Origin of the sequence: Streptomyces hilarionis (assembly GCF_024539675.1) — a bacterium.
Taxonomy (GTDB): Bacteria; Actinomycetota; Actinomycetes; order Streptomycetales; family Streptomycetaceae; genus Streptomyces; species Streptomyces hilarionis.
Window position 1 is genome coordinate 36,253 of sequence record NZ_JAHHIT010000071.1, and the last position, 15,901, is coordinate 52,153.

Consider the following 15,901-nt stretch of genomic DNA (forward strand, 5'->3'; position numbering starts at 1 on the left):
CCTCATGGTCCCGGTGAACGAGGCGCGCAGAAGACGTCCGCGACGCGGTGCTCTCGTCCTGCTCGGGCTGCTGCTCCTCGCGGGATCCGCGGAGTCCCGGGGAGCGCCGCCGCCGCGGCCGGGCGGTCCCTCGGCCGTCACCGCCTGCCTCACCCCGGCGGGGGACCTGTCGGCCGACCTGAACGCCGACGGGTACCCGGACCGCGTGTCCGACCCCTCCCGGGTCGGCGCGCGGCTGACGATCACCTTCGGCGTCGGCTCGGCCCGTGAGCGGACCGTGGGGGTGCGCCGGCTCGCCGACCGGGCGGGGGAGCACCAGGCGTTCGTGCGCGCGGCCGTCGCGGACTTCGACGGCGACGGCTGGAGCGACCTGCTCGTCGTCGCCGGAGCCCGGCAGCGCGGGGACGCGCCCGTCCGCCCCAGGGTCTCGGAACTGAGGCGGGGGCCCTTCTCCGACGCGGGGCGCGGACAGCGGACGATCCCGCTCGACCTGGGGGCGGCCGAGGACATCGCCGTCATCGACGTCGACCACGACCGCCACCCCGACCTCCTGGCGGACGAGTACACCGGGGACGGCCTGTACGAGACGCGCGTCCACCTGGGCGAGCGCGCCGCCGGGCTCCGCGAGGGTCCGCGCGACACCGCCGGCGCGGCCGACGGCGCCGGCCGCGGCATCGCGGACGACTTCCTCCACGCCGGCCTCGAGCCCTTCTACCCGCCCTGCGGGGCCGCCGGCCCGGCCCGGCCCCCGGACTCCGGCTGACGACGGCGCCGGGGCTCCGGCCGACGCGATTGTCAGTGGCTGCGCCTACGGTTTGACCAGTGGGACCCGCCACAACGGCCGCGGGTCCGGCCTGGGGAGGGGTGTGTCATGTCTACGGGGTCCAGCAGCGTGTCGACGACCTATCTGGAGCTGTCGCAGGACGACGGCGGCGCGCACAAGTTCTACGAAGTCGCCGTCGACGGGCTGGTGGTGACGGTCCGCTACGGGCGCATCGGCGCCTCGGGCCAGGTGCAGTCGACCACGTTCCCCACCGCCGACAAGGCACGCGCCGCCGCGGCGAAGAAGGTGGGGGAGAAGGTCCGCAAGGGATACGCCCCGGCCGTCGCCGGACAGCGCGCCGCCCGCCCGGTGACCCGCCGTCAGGTGGCGTCGGCCCCGTCCACCGCGCGCGCCGTGGCGCCGGTGCTGTGGCGGTTCCGCACCGGGTCCTCGGCGTTCGGCATCCACGTCGACGACGACCGCTGCTGGGTCGGCAACCAGGCGGGCGACGTCTACACGCTCGACCGCGACGGCCGGGTCCTGGCCCGCTTCACCCTGCCGGACGGCGTGAAGTGTTTGGTCGCCGACGACTTCTGGATCTACGCCGGCTGCGACGACGGCAAGGTCTACGACCTGTCCTCGAAACTGCCGTTCGCCGCGTACGACATCACGGCCGACGTCGACATCTTCTGGCTGGACATCCACGAGGGCGTCCTCAACGTCTCGGACCGGGGCGGCCGGCTCACCGTCATCGACCACGAGGACGAACACCAGTGGGCCCGGCGCAGCCAGGGCGAACACGCCTGGATGGTGCGGGCCGACGACCGGGCCGTCTACCACGGTCACCACCGGGGCGTCACCGCCTACGCGCCCGACGGCGGCGGAGAGCTCTGGCACACCCCCACCCGGGGCGGCGTCCTGTTCGGCTGGCAGGAGGAGGACGCCGTGTACGCGGGGACCGCCCACCGGGTGGTCCAGCGGCTGTCCAAGACCACCGGCGCGGTGGAGGCCACCTACGGCTGCGACAGCGCGGTGTACTCGTGTGCGACCTCGCCGAGCGGGCGGTTCGTGTTCGCGGGCGACGCGTCGTCCTCCGTCTACTGCTTCGACCGGGACGGCACGCGACTGTGGAAGCTCGGCACCGGCGGCGGATCCGCCCTGTCGATGCAGTACCGCGACGAACGGCTGTACCTGGTGACCACCGACGGCTCGCTGGTGTGCGTGGACGCGAGCGAGGCGGCCGTCGAGGCCGCCCAGCAGGGCACGGTGCCGGTGGCGCGCGACGTCAAGCTCGCCGCCGCCCTGCCGACCTACGCACCCGCCACGGCGGTGAGCGCGGTGGCGACCGTGGCGCAGGCGCCCGCCGGCGCGATCGTCGTCGAGTGCGTCCAGCATGCGGGCCGGGTGCGGGTGCACGTGGTCTCCGACGGCTACGACGCGTCCTGGAACGTCCAGTTCCCGCGCGAGATACGGGAGCCCGGCGCGCGATACGTCGTCGACGCCCTGCACCCGGCGGCCGGCGGCTTCTACCGGGTCCGCGGCGACATCCGGCGGCTGCTGTGACGGGAGCGCCGCCGGACCCCGCCGCCCGCCCTCACCGCAGGCCGTCGCGTCGGCCGGCCGCCGCCGTGCCGACCCTCGCGGGCGGCCCGGCGGCAAGGGCCGGTCAGGAGCCGCCCGGACGGCCCGCGGTCACGGCTTGCGGCCGAGACCGCCGTGCTCGCCGATCAGCTCCGGAGCCGGCGACCCGGCCTCGGGGCGCCACATGGGCACCGAGACGACCCCCGGTTCCAGCAGCTCCAGGCCGTCGAAGTACGCGGTGATCTCCTCGATGGAGCGCAGGTTGTACGGGACGGCGCCGCTCTCGTTGTAGGCGTCCTGGGCCTGCTCGAAGACCGGGTCGACGCCCCGCGAACCGTCGTTGACGGCCAGGTAGCTCCCGGACGGCAGCGCGGCCATCAGGTCGGTGACGATGGCGCGGGCCGTCGCGTGGTCGGCGACATGGCCGAGGATGTTGCTCAGGATGAGCGCGGTGGGGCGGCCGAGGTCCAGCGTCTCGGCGGCCGAGGCGAGGATGCGCTTGGGGTCCATCACGTCGGCGTCGACGTAGGCCGTCGCACCCTCGGGGGTCGAGGTGAGCAGCGCGCGGGCGTGGGTCAGGACCAGCGGGTCGTTGTCGACGTAGACGATCCGCGACTCGGGGGCGAGTCGCTGGGCGACCTCGTGGGTGTTCTCGGCGGTCGGCAGACCGGTGCCGACGTCGAGGAACTGCCGGATGCCCGCCTCCGACACCAGATGCGTGATGGTCCGGCGCAGGAAGGCGCGACTGCTGCGGGCGATGGTGACGATGCCGGGGAAGACGGCCGTGTACGCGTCGCCGGCCTGTTCGTCGACGGGGTAGTTGTCCTTGCCTCCCAGCCAGTAGTTCCAGATGCGCGCCGAGTGCGGCACCGACGTGTCGATGGTCTGGTGCGCCGCTGACGAGGTCTCAGGGTCGGTCATGGTCGTCGTCCGTCTTTCAGCCGAGGCGTGAGCAGTTCTGGCCACAACTTACGTCCCAACGACCGGGTTCCGTACATCAGTTCACCTATCCGGTCGCCTTCGGACGCCCGTTTCGCGTGAACGGCCCCCCTCAGTGCCCGCCGGACGGGGGCCGGCAGTCGGTGCCGTCGGGGTAGCCGCCGAAGGCGTCCGCCCGCGTCTTCTCGCGGTCGATCCCGCCCTCCAGGCACAGCGGGTGGGCGACGACGAGGAAACTCACCCCGGTCGGCCCGCTCTGGGACGCCTCGACGTCCCCGTCGGCGTATCCCAGGCGGGTGAGCGCGGCACGGGTGCTCTGCGGGCTGAACTCGCCGCGCTCGCGCAGCGGTTCGAGCGCCCGCTCGATCCGTCCGGCGGCCGTCAGCCCGTCGCAGCGGCTCTGGCCGTGGAGCCGCAGCGGGACCAGGAAGCCGTGGTTCTCGGCGTAGTGGTCGGTGGGCGGTGTGGCGGGCGTCGAGGAGGCCGCGCTCGGGGCGGGCGTCGGCGCGGCGCTCTCACCGGGGCAGCGGAAGTCCACCGGCGCGCCCGGCGTCGCCGCCGCGGCCCGCGACGGGCCGGCGTCCCCGGCGTCCTGCCCCGCCCGCTGGGCGCCGCATCCCGTCGCGAGCAGGGTCAGCGCGGCCAACAGCGGCGCCGCACGCAGGATGTCGGCTCGTCCGGTCTTCGTCATGCGTCGATCTTCGCGCGCGCGGCCGGTGCCGCGCCATGAGTCGTCGTACTCAGACGAACCCGCGACCCACCCGCACGCGCCTCGGCGGCCGGGAGCAGCCGCGAGGGGACGCCCGGACCCCGCTACGGCTTGATCCCCACCCCGGTCCAGAGGCTGACCTCGGCGTCCGTCGCCTCGACGGGGCCGTCCGGACGCCAGCGGTGGCCCACCGCGACACCGGGGTCGAGCAGCTCCAGCCCGTCGAAGAAGCGGGCGACGTCGTCACGCGAGCGGAACTGCACCGGCGTGCCGGCGCCGTTGTAGATGTCGGTCACCTTCTGCCAGGTCGACGGGTCGAAGTCGGGCGTGCAGTGACTCAGGGCCAGGGCGCTGCCCGAGGGAACCACGTCCAGCAGACGCGTCACGATGCCGTACGGGTCCTGCGCGTCGGTGACGAAGTGCATCAGCGCGTTGAGGGACAGCGCCACGGGCTGGTCCAGGTCCAGGACCTCGGCCAGCGCGGGCGCCTCGAGCAGCGCGCCGGGGTCGTTGACGTCCCCGTGCACGTACGCCGTACGCCCCTGCGGCGTGCTGCGCATGAGGCGCTCGGCGTACTTCAGGACGAGCGGGTCGTTGTCCGCGTAGACCACCCGCGCCTCGGGGACCACGGACTGGGCGACCTGGTGCAGGTTCGGCTCGGTCGGGATGCCCGTGCCGATGTCCAGCCACTGGCGGATGCCGTGCTCCCGGGCGAGGACCCGGGTGGCCCGGTGCATGAAGGCCCGGTTCTCGCGGGCGCAGACGAAGATGCCCGGGTAGACGCCCGCGACGGACTCCGCCGCCTGGGCGTCGACGGCGAAGTGGTCCTTGCCGCCCAGGTAGTAGTCGTACATCCGCGCGGAGTGCGGCCTGCTCGTGTCGATGTCCCGCGGGGCGTTCGGGGTGCTCATCCTGTGCCTTTCGGTGGTGTGCATGGGGGGTGCGGGCGGCCGGGGGCCGCGGACGGCCGGGACCCGCCCGTCGTGCTCGGGTTCAGCCGGCCGCCAGGTGGTCGGCGAGACCCCGCTTGACTCCCGCGACGAACGCGGCGATCTCCTCGGGGGTGTAGATCAGCGCCGGCCCGGCCGGGTCGGTCGACTGCCGCAGCGCCACACGACCGTCGGCGAGCTGCTTGGTCTGCACGCACTGGCCCCCGTTCGGTCCGCTCCACGGGGACTCCCAGCCGTGGTCGCCCAGGTCGGATGCGGGCATCCCGTTGTAGACGTCGTGGGCGCGGCCGTCGCCGCCGTCGGTGCCGGTCATGAGTACTCCTTGCGCATACGGTTCAGGAGCGCCCTGCTGTCCGTGTCCGAGGTCAGCAGGGACATGCGGTTGTGGGCCTCCAGATGCGCCGCGACGTCGGAGCGCTGGTCCAGGTACACGGCGCCGGAGAGGATCTCGGTGTAGACGATGTCGGGCAGCTCCGGCTCCTCGAACCGGAAGTAGGTGAACGGGGCGCACGCGCCGACGTGCGCCCCGGCCGTGAACGGCACGATGTCCACGCTCACGTGCTCCAGTTCCGACACCTCCAGCAGCCGGTCGATCTGCTCCCGCATCACCTCGGGGCCGCCCACCATGCGGTGCAGCACGGCCTCCTCCAGCACCGTCCACAGCGTCGGGGCGTCGTCTCTCTCCAGCAGGCTCTGGCGACGCAGTCGCAGGTCCACGCGGCGGCGCAGATCCTCGTCGCGGTCGTTCGGGAAGCCTCCGCCGAGCACGCCGCGCGCATACCGGGGGGTCTGCAACAGCCCCGTGACGTAGTGCGGCTCGTAGGTGCGCAGGGTCCTGGCCCCGGTCTCCAGGCTCACGTAACCGCTGAACCAGCTCGGCAGGACGTCGCGGTACGGGTGCCACCAGCCGGGCTCGTTGGCCCGCTCGGCCAGGGCGACGAACTCCTCGATCTCGCGCCGGCCGGCCCCGTAGGCGTCGAGCAGGATCTCCACGTAGAGCGGCCGGAGACCGACCTCCGCCTTCTCCAGGCGGCGGATGGTCAGCGGCTTGACGTGCAGCGCTCTGGCCGCGTCCTCCAGTGACACGCCCGCGTTCTGGCGCCGTTCCTGAAGCCTGCGGCCGAGGATCATGCGCAACACGGTGGGCGCGCTGCTGCTGCCCGTGCCCGAACGGCCTTCGCTCACGCCGTGCCTCCTGAGGGACTGTCACCCCGACGCGCCCGATGGCGTCCTGCTGACGCGACCGAACGGATACCGGCTCGCTGAAATTATCAGGCAGTCGGTTGCAGCCTGAACTCAGGTGCGAGCATAGTTACTCACGTGAACCGCGCCGTCGAACGGGAATGTTCCCCCGTCAAGCTCCTTCATCCGCAACGGAGTTGGGGCGACCGGGCGTTCGCGGCGCAAGGGCTCGCACGGAACGTGCCCCTCTCCTCGGCCCCTTGCTCACCTTCCCGGCCTCTGGCTGCTGCTCCCGCCCCCCACGGAAGGCGCCCACCGTGTCCCCCCACACGACTTCTCCCCGGCCGTTGGACACCTGGAGTCCGGACCGCACGCACTGGGTCGAACTCCCCGCCCACCGGTCCAGCGTCTCGCTGGCCCGCCGCTCGATGGACGCGCGGCTGACGGCTTGGCGGCTGCCCGGCGAGCTGTGCGCGGACGCCGTCCTGCTCGTGTCCGAGCTCGCCACCAACGCCGTACGGCACGCGCTGGGCGCCCGATTCCTGTGCGGGATCGGACTGGTCGGCTCCGGATGCCTGCGCCTGGAGGTGCACGACCAGGACCGCTCGTGCCGCGTCCTGCCCCGCCGCGAGCCCGGACCGGACGACGAGGGCGGCCGCGGACTGCTCCTCGTCGAGGAGCTCGCCCAGACCTGGGGCGTCCACCGCTCGGCGCTCACCGGCGGGACCGCCGTGTGGGCGACCCTGGCGACCGCGCCGGCCTGACCTGGCGCGGTCGCGACCGGCGCGACCGGCGGGCTACTCGCCCTTGGGCGCCGCCTGCTGCACCACCTCGAAGGACCACAGGGTGGACGCCGAGGCCGCCGGCTTGGGGCGCTCGCCCTCGGCGCCGCCCCCGTGCGCCGCCTTCATCGAGCCCTTGAGCCACGCCTGGAACGACTCCTCGTCCCGCCACCGGGTGTAGACGAGGTAGGTGTCGGTGCCCTCGACCGGACGCAGCAGCTCGAACCACTCGAAGCCGTCGGAGTCCCCGACGGCGTCGGCCCGCGCGGCGAACCGCTTCTCGAGGGTCTCCCGCTGTTCCGCCGGGACGGTCAGTACGTTGATCTTCACTACGCTCATGGCCCCATCCTCCCTCGCCGGGCGTGCGGACCACGGACCGCCCCGACGCCCCCCACCCGCCGGCGCCGCGCGGGCGGTCGTGCGGGGCGGGTGTTGCCTGTGCCCGGGGACCGGCGCACCCTGTTCGTATGACCGCGCGGGACGGCCCCACGCTGATCGCCTCCGTGCAGCGGGCGTTCCGCCTGCTGGAGGCGGTGAGCGCGCACGACAACGGCGCGCCGGCGAAACAGCTGGCACGGGAGGCGGCTCTGCCCCTGGCCACCGCCTACCACCTGCTGCGGACCCTCGTGCACGACGGCTACCTGCGCAAACTCCCGGACGGCGGGTTCGTCCTGGGGGACCGGGTGCAGACGCTGCACGCCAGCGGGCGCGCGCAGACCCTGCTCAGCAGGGTCCGCCCCACGCTGGCCGCGCTGCGCGACGAACTGGCGACCGCCGCCTACCTCACCTTCTACGAGGACGGCGAGATCAGGGTGGCGGAGATCGTCGACGGACCGCGCACCCCCCGCGTCGACCTGTGGGTCGGCTTCGAGGACGCCGGGCACGCCACCGCGCTCGGCAAGTCCGTGCTGCGTGAGCTGGACGACGACGCCCGCAGGGACTACCTCACCCGGCACCGCCTCGCCGACCTCACGCCGAGGACCATCACCAGCGCGCCCGAACTCCTGCGGCGACTGGACGCCTCGCCCGTGGCCCCGGCCGTCACGGACCTGGAGGAGTACGCCCTCGGCACCGTCTGCGTGGCCGTGCCGGTCTACAGCGGAGACACCCTCGGCTCGCTCGGCGTCTCCCTGCCGGTGGACCGGCTGCCCCGGCTGGCACAGGTCCGGGACCGGCTCCTGCCGACCGCCGATCGCGTGACCAGGACTCTTTCGCTCACCGTCTGATCGTTCACTATCTGAAAATCTGATCCTTGTGAGGGGTCGCGCCGCCCCGTTTCCTAAGAGAAACGGACATTTCCGAAGCATCCGGCGCACACGTGAGGACTACGGACCCGCATGACTCAGGCCCGCGACCACGACGGCGACCCCCGCCCGACCAGGCTGTTCGGACCCCGGCCGGCCATGACCGGCCCGCTCCTGCCCGTACTGATCACTGTCGTCATCGGGCTCGTCACCCTCCTCGGCGGAGCCGGGACGACCTGGCTGCCCCTGCTGGCGGCCGCGCCCGCGCTGGCCGCCACCACCCAGGGGCCGCGCGGCGTCCTCGGCGTGGGCCTGCTCGCCGCCGGTCTCGGCGTGGCGCTCGGCTCGCGCGACGGCTCGGGCGGGGCCGCTCTGGTGGCCGTACCCGCCGCCGTGCTGGCCGTGACCGCGGCGAGCGCCCTGGCCGGCGCCCTGCGCTCACGCCGGGAGCGGGTCCTCGCGGACGTCCGCTCGGTCGCCGAGGCCGCCCAGCACGCGCTGCTCAAGCCGGTGCCGGCGACCGTCGGCCCCTTCGAGGCGGCCGTCCGCTACAGCGCGGCCGCCGCGGAGGCCAGGATCGGCGGGGACCTGTACGCGCTGGTGCCCACTCCGTACGGCGTGCGGATGATCGTGGGGGACGTGCGCGGCAAGGGTTTGCCGGCCGTGGGCACCGCGGCGCTGGTCCTCGGCGTGTTCCGCGAGGCCGCCTACGACGAACCCGACCTGCTGGCCGTCGTCGACCGGATCGAGCGCAGTCTCGCGCGCAACCTCGGGGTCGACGACTTCGTCACCGCCGTGATCGCCGGGTGCCCGCGCCCCGGAGTGCTGGAAGTGGTGAACTGCGGACACGCCCCGCCCCTGCTGGTGCGCGCGTCGACGCGGATCGAGGCGGTGGAGCCCGTGCCGCCCGCTCCGCCCCTCGGGCTGCGGGCCCTGACCGAGCAGACGCCCGGCCTGCAGGAGCTGTCCTTCGCGGACGGCGACCAGCTCCTGCTGTACACCGACGGGGTCATCGAGGCCCGGGACCGCGACCGCGCGTTCTACCCGCTCGTCGAGGGGCTCGAGCGCCATCTGTCCGACGAGCCCTCGCGCACGCTCGGCGCCATCCACGAGGAGTTGCTGGCGCATGTCGGCGGTCGCCTGCACGACGACGCGGCGCTGCTGCTGATCCGCAAACCGCTGCCCGCCCCGCTGCCGCCGTCCCAACTTGCCTTCCCCGCAACCGCGTTGGACGACCTGGCCGGCTGACCGCGGCGGTGGGTGCGGCAGACTGCGCTCATGACACGCATGAGGAAGTCCGCCGTCGCGCTGTCCGCCGCGACGGCCGCGCTGCTCGCGGCATCCCCCACCGCCTCGGCCGGCCCCGTCGGTGCGCCCGCCCCCGCCGCCTCGGCGTCCCCGGCCCGGCACGCACCCTTCGTCCGGGAGGGCTTCGACCGGCTCCCGCTCGGCCCGGTCACCGCGGGCCGGGGCTGGACCACCGACGTCTCGGACGGTTCGGTGACCGTCGAGCCGAGTTCCGCCGGCCACGGCCGTGAACTGCGGCTGCGCACCGAGGGCAACGGTCGCGCCTTCGTGGTGTTCTCCGGCCTCGCCCCCGCCGGGAACAGCTTCTGGGCCCGTCTGCGCCTGCGGGTGGACCGGTTCCCCACCGCTCCCGACTGGGCGCACTGGACCGTCGCGGAGGCCTCCGGCTCCGACGCCCCCACCCTGGTGCGTCCGTTGGGCGGCCAGTACGTGCCCACCTCGGGGGCGAACTTCTGGGGGGTCGGCTCCGACCTGGGTCCCACCGGGGACTGGACGGCCTGGCGGACCTCCGCTCCCGCCACGGCCTCGGCCTGGAGCTGCGTGGAGTTCCACCTCGACGCGACCGACAACCGTGTCACCGTGTACCAGGACGGTGTGCGACGCCCGGACCTGACCGTCTCCACCGAGCAGCACGGCGGCAGCGCGGACGACTTCGTCTTCCCGCGCTTCGACGCGCTCAAGCTGGGCTGGCAGCTGTACCAGGCCGCGCCCACGCCCTCGTCGTACGACCTCCGCATGGACGACGTGGCACTGAGCACCCACCGCGTGGGCGGCTGCGGCGCCTGACAAGGGCCCTTCGGGCGAGGCGCGCCACCCTCGCCCGCCGACCCCCGCGACGTCCGGAGCGGGAGCGCGCAGGCGGAACGCGAGGCGTACCGGACACCGGGCCGGAGGTCGTCGCACGGCAGCGCGTCGACGGGGCCTTGCTTCACGGAACGTGCACACCTCGACGGGTTAACTTTAGAATTCAAGCGCTACGCTCGTCGCCAGTTCGAGCGGTCGAGGCGACCCCCACCGCGCCGCTCGTCCTCCCCCCATGCACCCCCTGCACAGGAGACGCGCGTGCGCGACGGCGACGTAGTGGTGATCGGCGGCGGCTATGCGGGCGTCCGCCTGGCGAAACGGCTCGACTCGACGGCGCGGGTCACCCTGGTGGACCGCAAGGAGGTCTTCTTCCACCGCATCGCCTCCCTCCGGGCCGGTGTGCGCCCGGAGTGGTCGCTCACGCCCTTCATCCCGTACGACCGGCTGCTGCGCGACGGCCGGATGGTGGTGGGCAAGGCCGTGCGCATCGACACCGGCGCGCGGCAGGTGGTCCTGGCGACCGGAGAGCGGCTGCCCTACGACGTGGTCGTCATCGCGTCGGGCGCCGACTATCCCGAGCCGGCGCGCTTCACGGGCGTCACCGCCGAGGAGACGATCGAGTCGTTCGCCGGACACCAGCGCAAGGTCGCCGCGGCCCGGCACGTGCTGGTGGTCGGCGGCGGCCCCTCCGGCGTCGAGCTCAGCGCGGAGATCCGGCTGGCCCGGCCGGACGCCCGCGTCACCCTCGCCCACTCCGGCCCGGCGCTGCTGCACGGCACGGGCAGCGAACGGGCCGGCCGCAAGGCGCTCGACTGGCTGGAGTCGCACGACGTGGAGGTCCGCCTCGACTCGTTCATGTCCCCCGGCAACGACTTCGGCACCTACCGCGACGCGCACGGCAAGGTCGTGGCCGCCGACGTCTCCTTCTGGGCCACCGGCACCACCCCGAACACGCTCTGGCTGCGCCTGGCGGGACACGGGGACTGGCTGACCGAGAGCGGTCACGTCAAGGTCGACCGCAGGCTCCGGGTCCACGGGTGGCCGGACGTCTTCGCGGTCGGCGACGTCAACGACGCGAGCGAGCTGAAGATCACCCCCGCCGCGCTGGCCCAGGCCGACCTCGCCGCCCACAACATCCGCGCCTATCTGCACAGTTCCGGCAGGCACCGCAGGGAGCCGCGTCTGTACCGGCCCGTGCGGCGCTCCCCGCTCATCGTGCCCTTCGGTCCGGCCGACGGAATGACCCTGCTGCCCGTGCCGGGCGGCGAGGGCGCCCTGCTCGGCGGCCGGACCTCGGTGCTGGCCAAGGCCAAGACGCTCATGACGCCCTACATGAGGCGTCAACTCGGGTACACGGCCGCCTGAACCGGCCGCGCGCGGAACGCGGTGCGGGCCGCCGGGGAACCGGATGGCCGAAAACGGCGCCGTAGGACAGCAAGCGCTCTCAACTTCCCTGCGTCGCACGAAAGTTCGCCTAGGTTGGTGCTCTGATCACCGACGTGCCCCGCAGGAGGCTTTGCCGTGCCGGATTCCCCCTCCCCGTCCGCCGCCCCGTCCGCGACGCCCGGGCGGATCGACACGTCCAAGCCGCATTCGGCGCGGTTCTGGAACTACTTCGTCGGAGGAAAGGACAACTACGAGGTCGACCGGGAGATCGGCGACGAGATCAAGGAGATCTTCCCCGGTCTCGTCGACGTGGCGGTCACCAGCCGGCACTTCCTGGGGCGCGCGGTGCGTCATCTGGCCGTGGACGTGGGCATCCGTCAGTTCCTGGACGTCGGCACGGGTCTGCCCACCGCCGACAACACCCACGAGGTCGCCCAGCGTGTCGCCCCGGACTCCCGGATCGTCTACGTGGACAACGATCCGGTCGTGCTCGCCCACGCCCACGCCCTGCTGACGAGCACCAGGGAGGGCAGGACCGCGTATCTGGACGCCGATCTGTACGACCCGGAGGCCGTGCTGGGGGCCGCCGCGCAGACGCTCGACCTGTCCCGGCCGGTCGCCCTGATGATCCTCAACACCCTGGGTCACGTCGCCGACCACGAGGAGGCGCGGGGACTCGTGCGCCGGCTCATGGCGGGACTTCCGTCGGGCAGTCATCTGGTGATCAGCGACAGCACGGCCACCAGCGAGGGCATGATCGCCGCGTCGGAGGCGTACAACGCCAGCGGCGCCGTGCCCTACCACGTGCGCTCCGTCGACGAGATCGGCGCCTTCTTCGAGGGGCTGGAGCTGGTGGAGCCCGGGATCGTCCAGGTGACGAAGTGGCGTCCGGACGCCGCTGATCCGGCCAATCTCGCCGCCGACGTCGACGCCTACTGCGGCGTGGGACGCAAGCCCTGACGGCGCGGGCCGGTCGCGGTGCGCCGGCCGGTCTCCTCGGCCACGGGCGGGCCGCCCCTCGCGGCACCGCGGCCGGGGCGGCGCGCGGCGGCCGGCTTGCCGGGTCCCGACCGTCCGCGTCCTTCCGGCCCACGCCCTTCCGGCCCACGCCCTTCCGGGCCCGCACCTCGTGGCCCGCGGGGCGTCCGCCCACCGCGCGGTCGCGTCGGCTACGTGGCGTCGTTCGCCGTGTGCCGCCGTCCGGCCGCGCCCCGCAGCAGCGGCAGCGCGTCGAGGTACTCGGACGGGTGGTCGAAGGCGCGCACGAGGGTGGTGAGCCGGGGCCGGAGGCGGTGGGTGAGGTCGTCGGTCGCGGCGGGGAACTCGTGGACGTGATGCGCGGCGATATGGCCGTCGGCCAGCAGCAGACCGGTGTGCGGGGCGAGCTGGCCGAGCAGGAAGAGGGCCGTGAGCTCGCTCAGCACGTCGTGGGCGGGTCCGCCTGCGGTGTCGGCCAGGGCGGCGAGCAGGACGTCGGCCGCCTGGAGGACGGTGTGCACGTGGGCGCGCTGGAGGGCGGGGCCCGAGGCCGTGTTCCAGCGGCCCTGGGGGTCGTGGGAGGGGCCGCTGCGCAGCGCGCGGTTCGCCTGGCCGTGGAAGGCGTGCTCGAGGTGGGCGAGCAGGTCGCGCAGGAAGCGCGGGTCGGTGAGGTCGGCCGGCGCGCGGTGGGCGGCCGGGGAGGCCGGCGGCTGGTGCAGGAGTTCGGCGGCCGCCTTGGTGGAGATCAGAAGGTTGTCGCCCTCCGCGGTGATGGTCCCCTCGATGTACTCGGGGAAGCCGGCGAGGTGGTTGGCGGGCAGCAGCCCCTGGGCGCCGCAGCGTTCGCGCGCTTCCAGGGCGATGGTGCGCGCCTGCCAGGTGGTCCAGGCCTTGGCCAGGGCGATGAGGCGCTCCAGGCGGTCGCGGTCGTCGGGGGTGTGCCGCGCCCACGCGGCGGTGAGGGAGCGGTGGAGCAGGGTCATGGCATAGGCGGTGGCGACGGCTTGCAGCAGCCTGCCGTGGTGGGTGCGGTGGGCGTTCACCGGGACGTGCCGGCCGGGCCGCGATCCGCTGACGAGGCGCTGGTCGCCGTAGTGGACGGCGATGGCGAGCGCGGCGCGGGAGGCGCCGACGGCCGCCGCGCTCATGCAGAGCTTCCCGGCGGTGACCCGCGCGATGGAGGTGAGGAACCGCTTGCGGCGGTTGCCGAGACTGCTGGCGAACGCGCCGTCGGCGCCGAGGCGGCCGTGTTCGCCCTGGAGCAGGGACCGGGCCGGCAGCGGAAGGTGGTCGAAGGAGGTGAGGCAGTGGTCGACGGGCGCGTTGGGCCGCAGCGGGAGCGGCTCGACCGTGACATGGGGGAGGGGCCCGTCGTGGTCGGTGAGCGGCGTCAGGAAGAGGAAGACGCCGTGGTCCCGGTCGCCGACGAGGAGGCGGGCGGCGACGACGGCGGCCTTCGGGCCGCCCAGGGTACTGGTGTTGGGCATGAACTTCGCGGCGCCCGGATGCGGGGTGTGCAGGACGAAGCCGCCGGTCGCGGGGTCGTGGCGGGCCGTCGTCTCCAGCGCGGTGGCGTCGTTGCCGTGGTCGACCTCGGTGCACAGGAACGTGCCGATGCGGCGCAGGGCGGTGAACTCGTCCAGGTCTCGCGACGCGGGGTCGGCGTGGTCGAGGATGCTGCCGAGGAAGAGGTTGTAGTGGATGCTCGCGACGGTGGTGAGGCCGCCGCCCCCGTCCACGATGGCGGCCCACTCGTGCAGGGCGGTGAGCAGGGCGGGGTCGGTGGCGAGGGAGAGGGGGTCCTCAAGCGTGTCGTTGACCAGACGCAGCCAGGCGTAGGACTGCGCGGCGCGTTGACCGGGCGTCAGGTCGGGCCGGTGCCGGAAGGCGTCCCGGGCTATCAGCCGCCGCCAGGGTGTGTGGACCCGGTCCCGTTCGCCGTCCTGGTCGAAGAGCAGCCGGCCCAGGTCGTGGGCGAGCTTCTCGTCGGATTCCGCCGGGTCCTCGGCGCGCCGGTCGCGCGCGGCGGCGGACGGGTCGGGGGACGGGGCGGGGGAGTGCTGCGGCGGGGAGGCCGCGTCGGCCGCGGTCGGGGACGTCCGGCGCGGTGCGGCCGTGTCCCGGACCCGGTCCGGTGGGCACGGCCCGGTGGGGCCCTCCGCGTTGTGGAATGCCAGAAGGGCCATGATCCTCTCCCCCGTTGGTCGCTGATTCGGAACGCGGACGACTGGATATGCAATGAGCCAGAAGATACGGACCTCCCGGTTTTCTCATCAAGACGGAAATCGGCAAACACCGTTGCCGAGAATGGCGTGATCCGGGGGGTGGTCGCGCGGGAAGGCGGCGCGCCGTCCGGCGGCCCTCGCGGGCGTGCGTGCGGCGGCCGGGATCGGCCGAGGTGGCGCGGCACGGACGGGTCGGTATATTCCGGAGCCTGAATCGAGGGAGCTATCTCGGAGGTAGGGCGTGGCGCTTCAGGAACGGGCCGTGCGGAAGAGACGGGCCGTCCTCGTCGCGGCCGCGGCGGTGTTCGCGGAGGTCGGGTACGAAGCGGCGACGATCTCGGAGATCCTCGCCCGGGCCGGGGTGACCAAGGGGGCGTTGTACTTCCACTTCTCCTCCAAGGAGGCGCTCGCCCAGGCCGTGCTGGCCAGTCAGCTGGGGGCGATCCCGGTCGTGCCGCAACGGAAGCTGACGCTGCAACAGGGGCTGGACGAGGCGTTCGTCCTGGCCCATCTGCTGTCGGTGGGCGATCCGCTGGTGCAGGGGAGCATCCGCCTCACGGTGGATCAGGGCGCCCACAGCGACGGACTGGACCGGCAGGCGCCGATGCGCGGCTGGATCGCGCGCAACGCCGAGCTGCTGGGGCGGGCGAAGGACAGGGGAGAGCTGCTGCCGCACGTCGACGTGGACGCGGCCGCGCGGATGTTCGTGGGGGCGTTCACCGGGGTCCAGGTGCTGTCCAAGATCATGACCGGGCACGCGGACCTGCCCCAGCGGGTGACGGACCTTCAGCGGCACCTGATGGCGGGGGTCGCGGTGCCGGCGGTGCTGTTGCAGCTGGACACCGCGCCGGACCGGGGCGCGCGCGTCTACGAGGAGGCCGTGCAGGCCGGTTGGGGGACGGCGCAGCCCCAGGCGGCCGGGTGAGGAGCGGGGGCGGCGGGTCGGCCCGGCCGGTGAGCGGCTGAAGGGAGGCCCGGAGCGACCGGGCCGACCCGTCGGCGGTGGGACGTGTGAGGGCTGTGGGGCGAGGGGGGTTGAGCGGTACATGC

At 73.6% G+C, this 15,901-nt stretch carries 16 protein-coding genes; 9 read left to right on the forward strand and 7 right to left on the reverse strand.

Going from position 1 to position 15,901, the window contains the following annotated elements; all coding sequences use genetic code 11:
* The first annotated feature begins 4 nt into the window (after nucleotides 1-4).
* Both KMS84_RS18695 and KMS84_RS18700 read left to right on the forward strand, forming a co-directional pair.
* Nucleotides 5-763 carry an FG-GAP repeat domain-containing protein gene (locus tag KMS84_RS18695; protein ID WP_256917388.1) on the forward strand — a complete coding sequence of 253 codons (759 nt, stop codon included), beginning with the start codon at nucleotides 5-7 and terminating at the stop codon, nucleotides 761-763.
* A gap of 108 nt (nucleotides 764-871) precedes the next feature.
* On the forward strand, nucleotides 872-2,326 hold the full coding sequence (locus KMS84_RS18700; protein WP_256917389.1) for a WGR domain-containing protein: 1,455 nt from the start codon (nucleotides 872-874) through the stop codon (nucleotides 2,324-2,326).
* A 129-nt stretch (nucleotides 2,327-2,455) separates the two neighbouring features.
* Here the strand turns inward: KMS84_RS18700 and KMS84_RS18705 are convergent, their stop codons facing one another.
* The 5 genes from KMS84_RS18705 to KMS84_RS18725 form a co-directional block, all read right to left on the reverse strand.
* Nucleotides 2,456-3,265: an SAM-dependent methyltransferase gene (locus tag KMS84_RS18705; RefSeq protein ID WP_256917390.1), complete on the reverse strand. Its 810-nt coding sequence runs from the start codon at nucleotides 3,263-3,265 to the stop codon at nucleotides 2,456-2,458.
* Nucleotides 3,266-3,395: 130 nt separating this feature from the next.
* Entirely contained in the window at nucleotides 3,396-3,974 is a 579-nt protein-coding gene (locus KMS84_RS18710; RefSeq protein ID WP_256917391.1) for a hypothetical protein, read from the reverse strand.
* A 122-nt stretch (nucleotides 3,975-4,096) separates the two neighbouring features.
* Nucleotides 4,097-4,903, reverse strand: coding sequence for an SAM-dependent methyltransferase (locus tag KMS84_RS18715; protein WP_256917392.1), 807 nt, complete (start codon nucleotides 4,901-4,903; stop codon nucleotides 4,097-4,099).
* Nucleotides 4,904-4,985: 82 nt separating this feature from the next.
* Complete coding sequence (locus KMS84_RS18720) at nucleotides 4,986-5,255, reverse strand: DUF397 domain-containing protein (protein WP_256917393.1); 270 nt, start codon at nucleotides 5,253-5,255, stop codon at nucleotides 4,986-4,988.
* Entirely contained in the window at nucleotides 5,252-6,127 is an 876-nt protein-coding gene (locus KMS84_RS18725) for a Sco1979 family transcriptional regulator (RefSeq protein ID WP_256917394.1), read from the reverse strand. Before KMS84_RS18725 ends, KMS84_RS18720 begins: the two co-directional genes overlap by 4 nt.
* Nucleotides 6,128-6,441: 314 nt before the next feature.
* Here KMS84_RS18725 and KMS84_RS18730 point away from each other — a divergent pair, with 314 nt between their 5' ends.
* Nucleotides 6,442-6,888, forward strand: a complete 447-nt coding sequence (locus KMS84_RS18730; protein ID WP_256917395.1) for an ATP-binding protein — start codon at nucleotides 6,442-6,444, stop codon at nucleotides 6,886-6,888.
* A 33-nt stretch (nucleotides 6,889-6,921) separates the two neighbouring features.
* Here the strand turns inward: KMS84_RS18730 and KMS84_RS18735 are convergent, their stop codons facing one another.
* On the reverse strand, nucleotides 6,922-7,245 hold the full coding sequence (locus KMS84_RS18735; RefSeq protein WP_256917396.1) for an antibiotic biosynthesis monooxygenase family protein: 324 nt from the start codon (nucleotides 7,243-7,245) through the stop codon (nucleotides 6,922-6,924).
* A gap of 128 nt (nucleotides 7,246-7,373) precedes the next feature.
* Between KMS84_RS18735 and KMS84_RS18740 the strand changes: the two genes are divergently transcribed.
* The 5 genes from KMS84_RS18740 (at nucleotide 7,374) to KMS84_RS18760 (ending at nucleotide 12,608) form a co-directional block, all read left to right on the forward strand.
* A complete protein-coding gene (locus KMS84_RS18740) occupies nucleotides 7,374-8,132 on the forward strand; it encodes an IclR family transcriptional regulator (RefSeq protein ID WP_256917397.1) in 759 nt (252 codons plus the stop codon).
* 111 nt (nucleotides 8,133-8,243) lie between these two features.
* Entirely contained in the window at nucleotides 8,244-9,398 is a 1,155-nt protein-coding gene (locus tag KMS84_RS18745; RefSeq protein ID WP_438818954.1) for a PP2C family protein-serine/threonine phosphatase, read from the forward strand.
* A gap of 30 nt (nucleotides 9,399-9,428) precedes the next feature.
* Nucleotides 9,429-10,244, forward strand: a complete 816-nt coding sequence (locus KMS84_RS18750) for a hypothetical protein (protein WP_256917398.1) — start codon at nucleotides 9,429-9,431, stop codon at nucleotides 10,242-10,244.
* Nucleotides 10,245-10,520: 276 nt separating this feature from the next.
* Nucleotides 10,521-11,627 (forward strand): NAD(P)/FAD-dependent oxidoreductase, encoded by a 1,107-nt coding sequence (locus tag KMS84_RS18755; protein WP_256917399.1) that lies wholly within the window; start codon nucleotides 10,521-10,523, stop codon nucleotides 11,625-11,627.
* 156 nt (nucleotides 11,628-11,783) lie between these two features.
* Nucleotides 11,784-12,608, forward strand: coding sequence for an SAM-dependent methyltransferase (locus tag KMS84_RS18760; protein ID WP_256917400.1), 825 nt, complete (start codon nucleotides 11,784-11,786; stop codon nucleotides 12,606-12,608).
* Nucleotides 12,609-12,817: 209 nt separating this feature from the next.
* Here the strand turns inward: KMS84_RS18760 and KMS84_RS18765 are convergent, their stop codons facing one another.
* Complete coding sequence (locus KMS84_RS18765) at nucleotides 12,818-14,812, reverse strand: acyl-CoA dehydrogenase family protein (RefSeq protein WP_256917401.1); 1,995 nt, start codon at nucleotides 14,810-14,812, stop codon at nucleotides 12,818-12,820.
* 280 nt (nucleotides 14,813-15,092) lie between these two features.
* On the opposite strand from KMS84_RS18765, the gene KMS84_RS18770 reads away from it, so the two are divergent.
* Nucleotides 15,093-15,776 (forward strand): ScbR family autoregulator-binding transcription factor, encoded by a 684-nt coding sequence (locus KMS84_RS18770; RefSeq protein ID WP_256917402.1) that lies wholly within the window; start codon nucleotides 15,093-15,095, stop codon nucleotides 15,774-15,776.
* Nucleotides 15,777-15,901 lie beyond the last annotated feature (125 nt).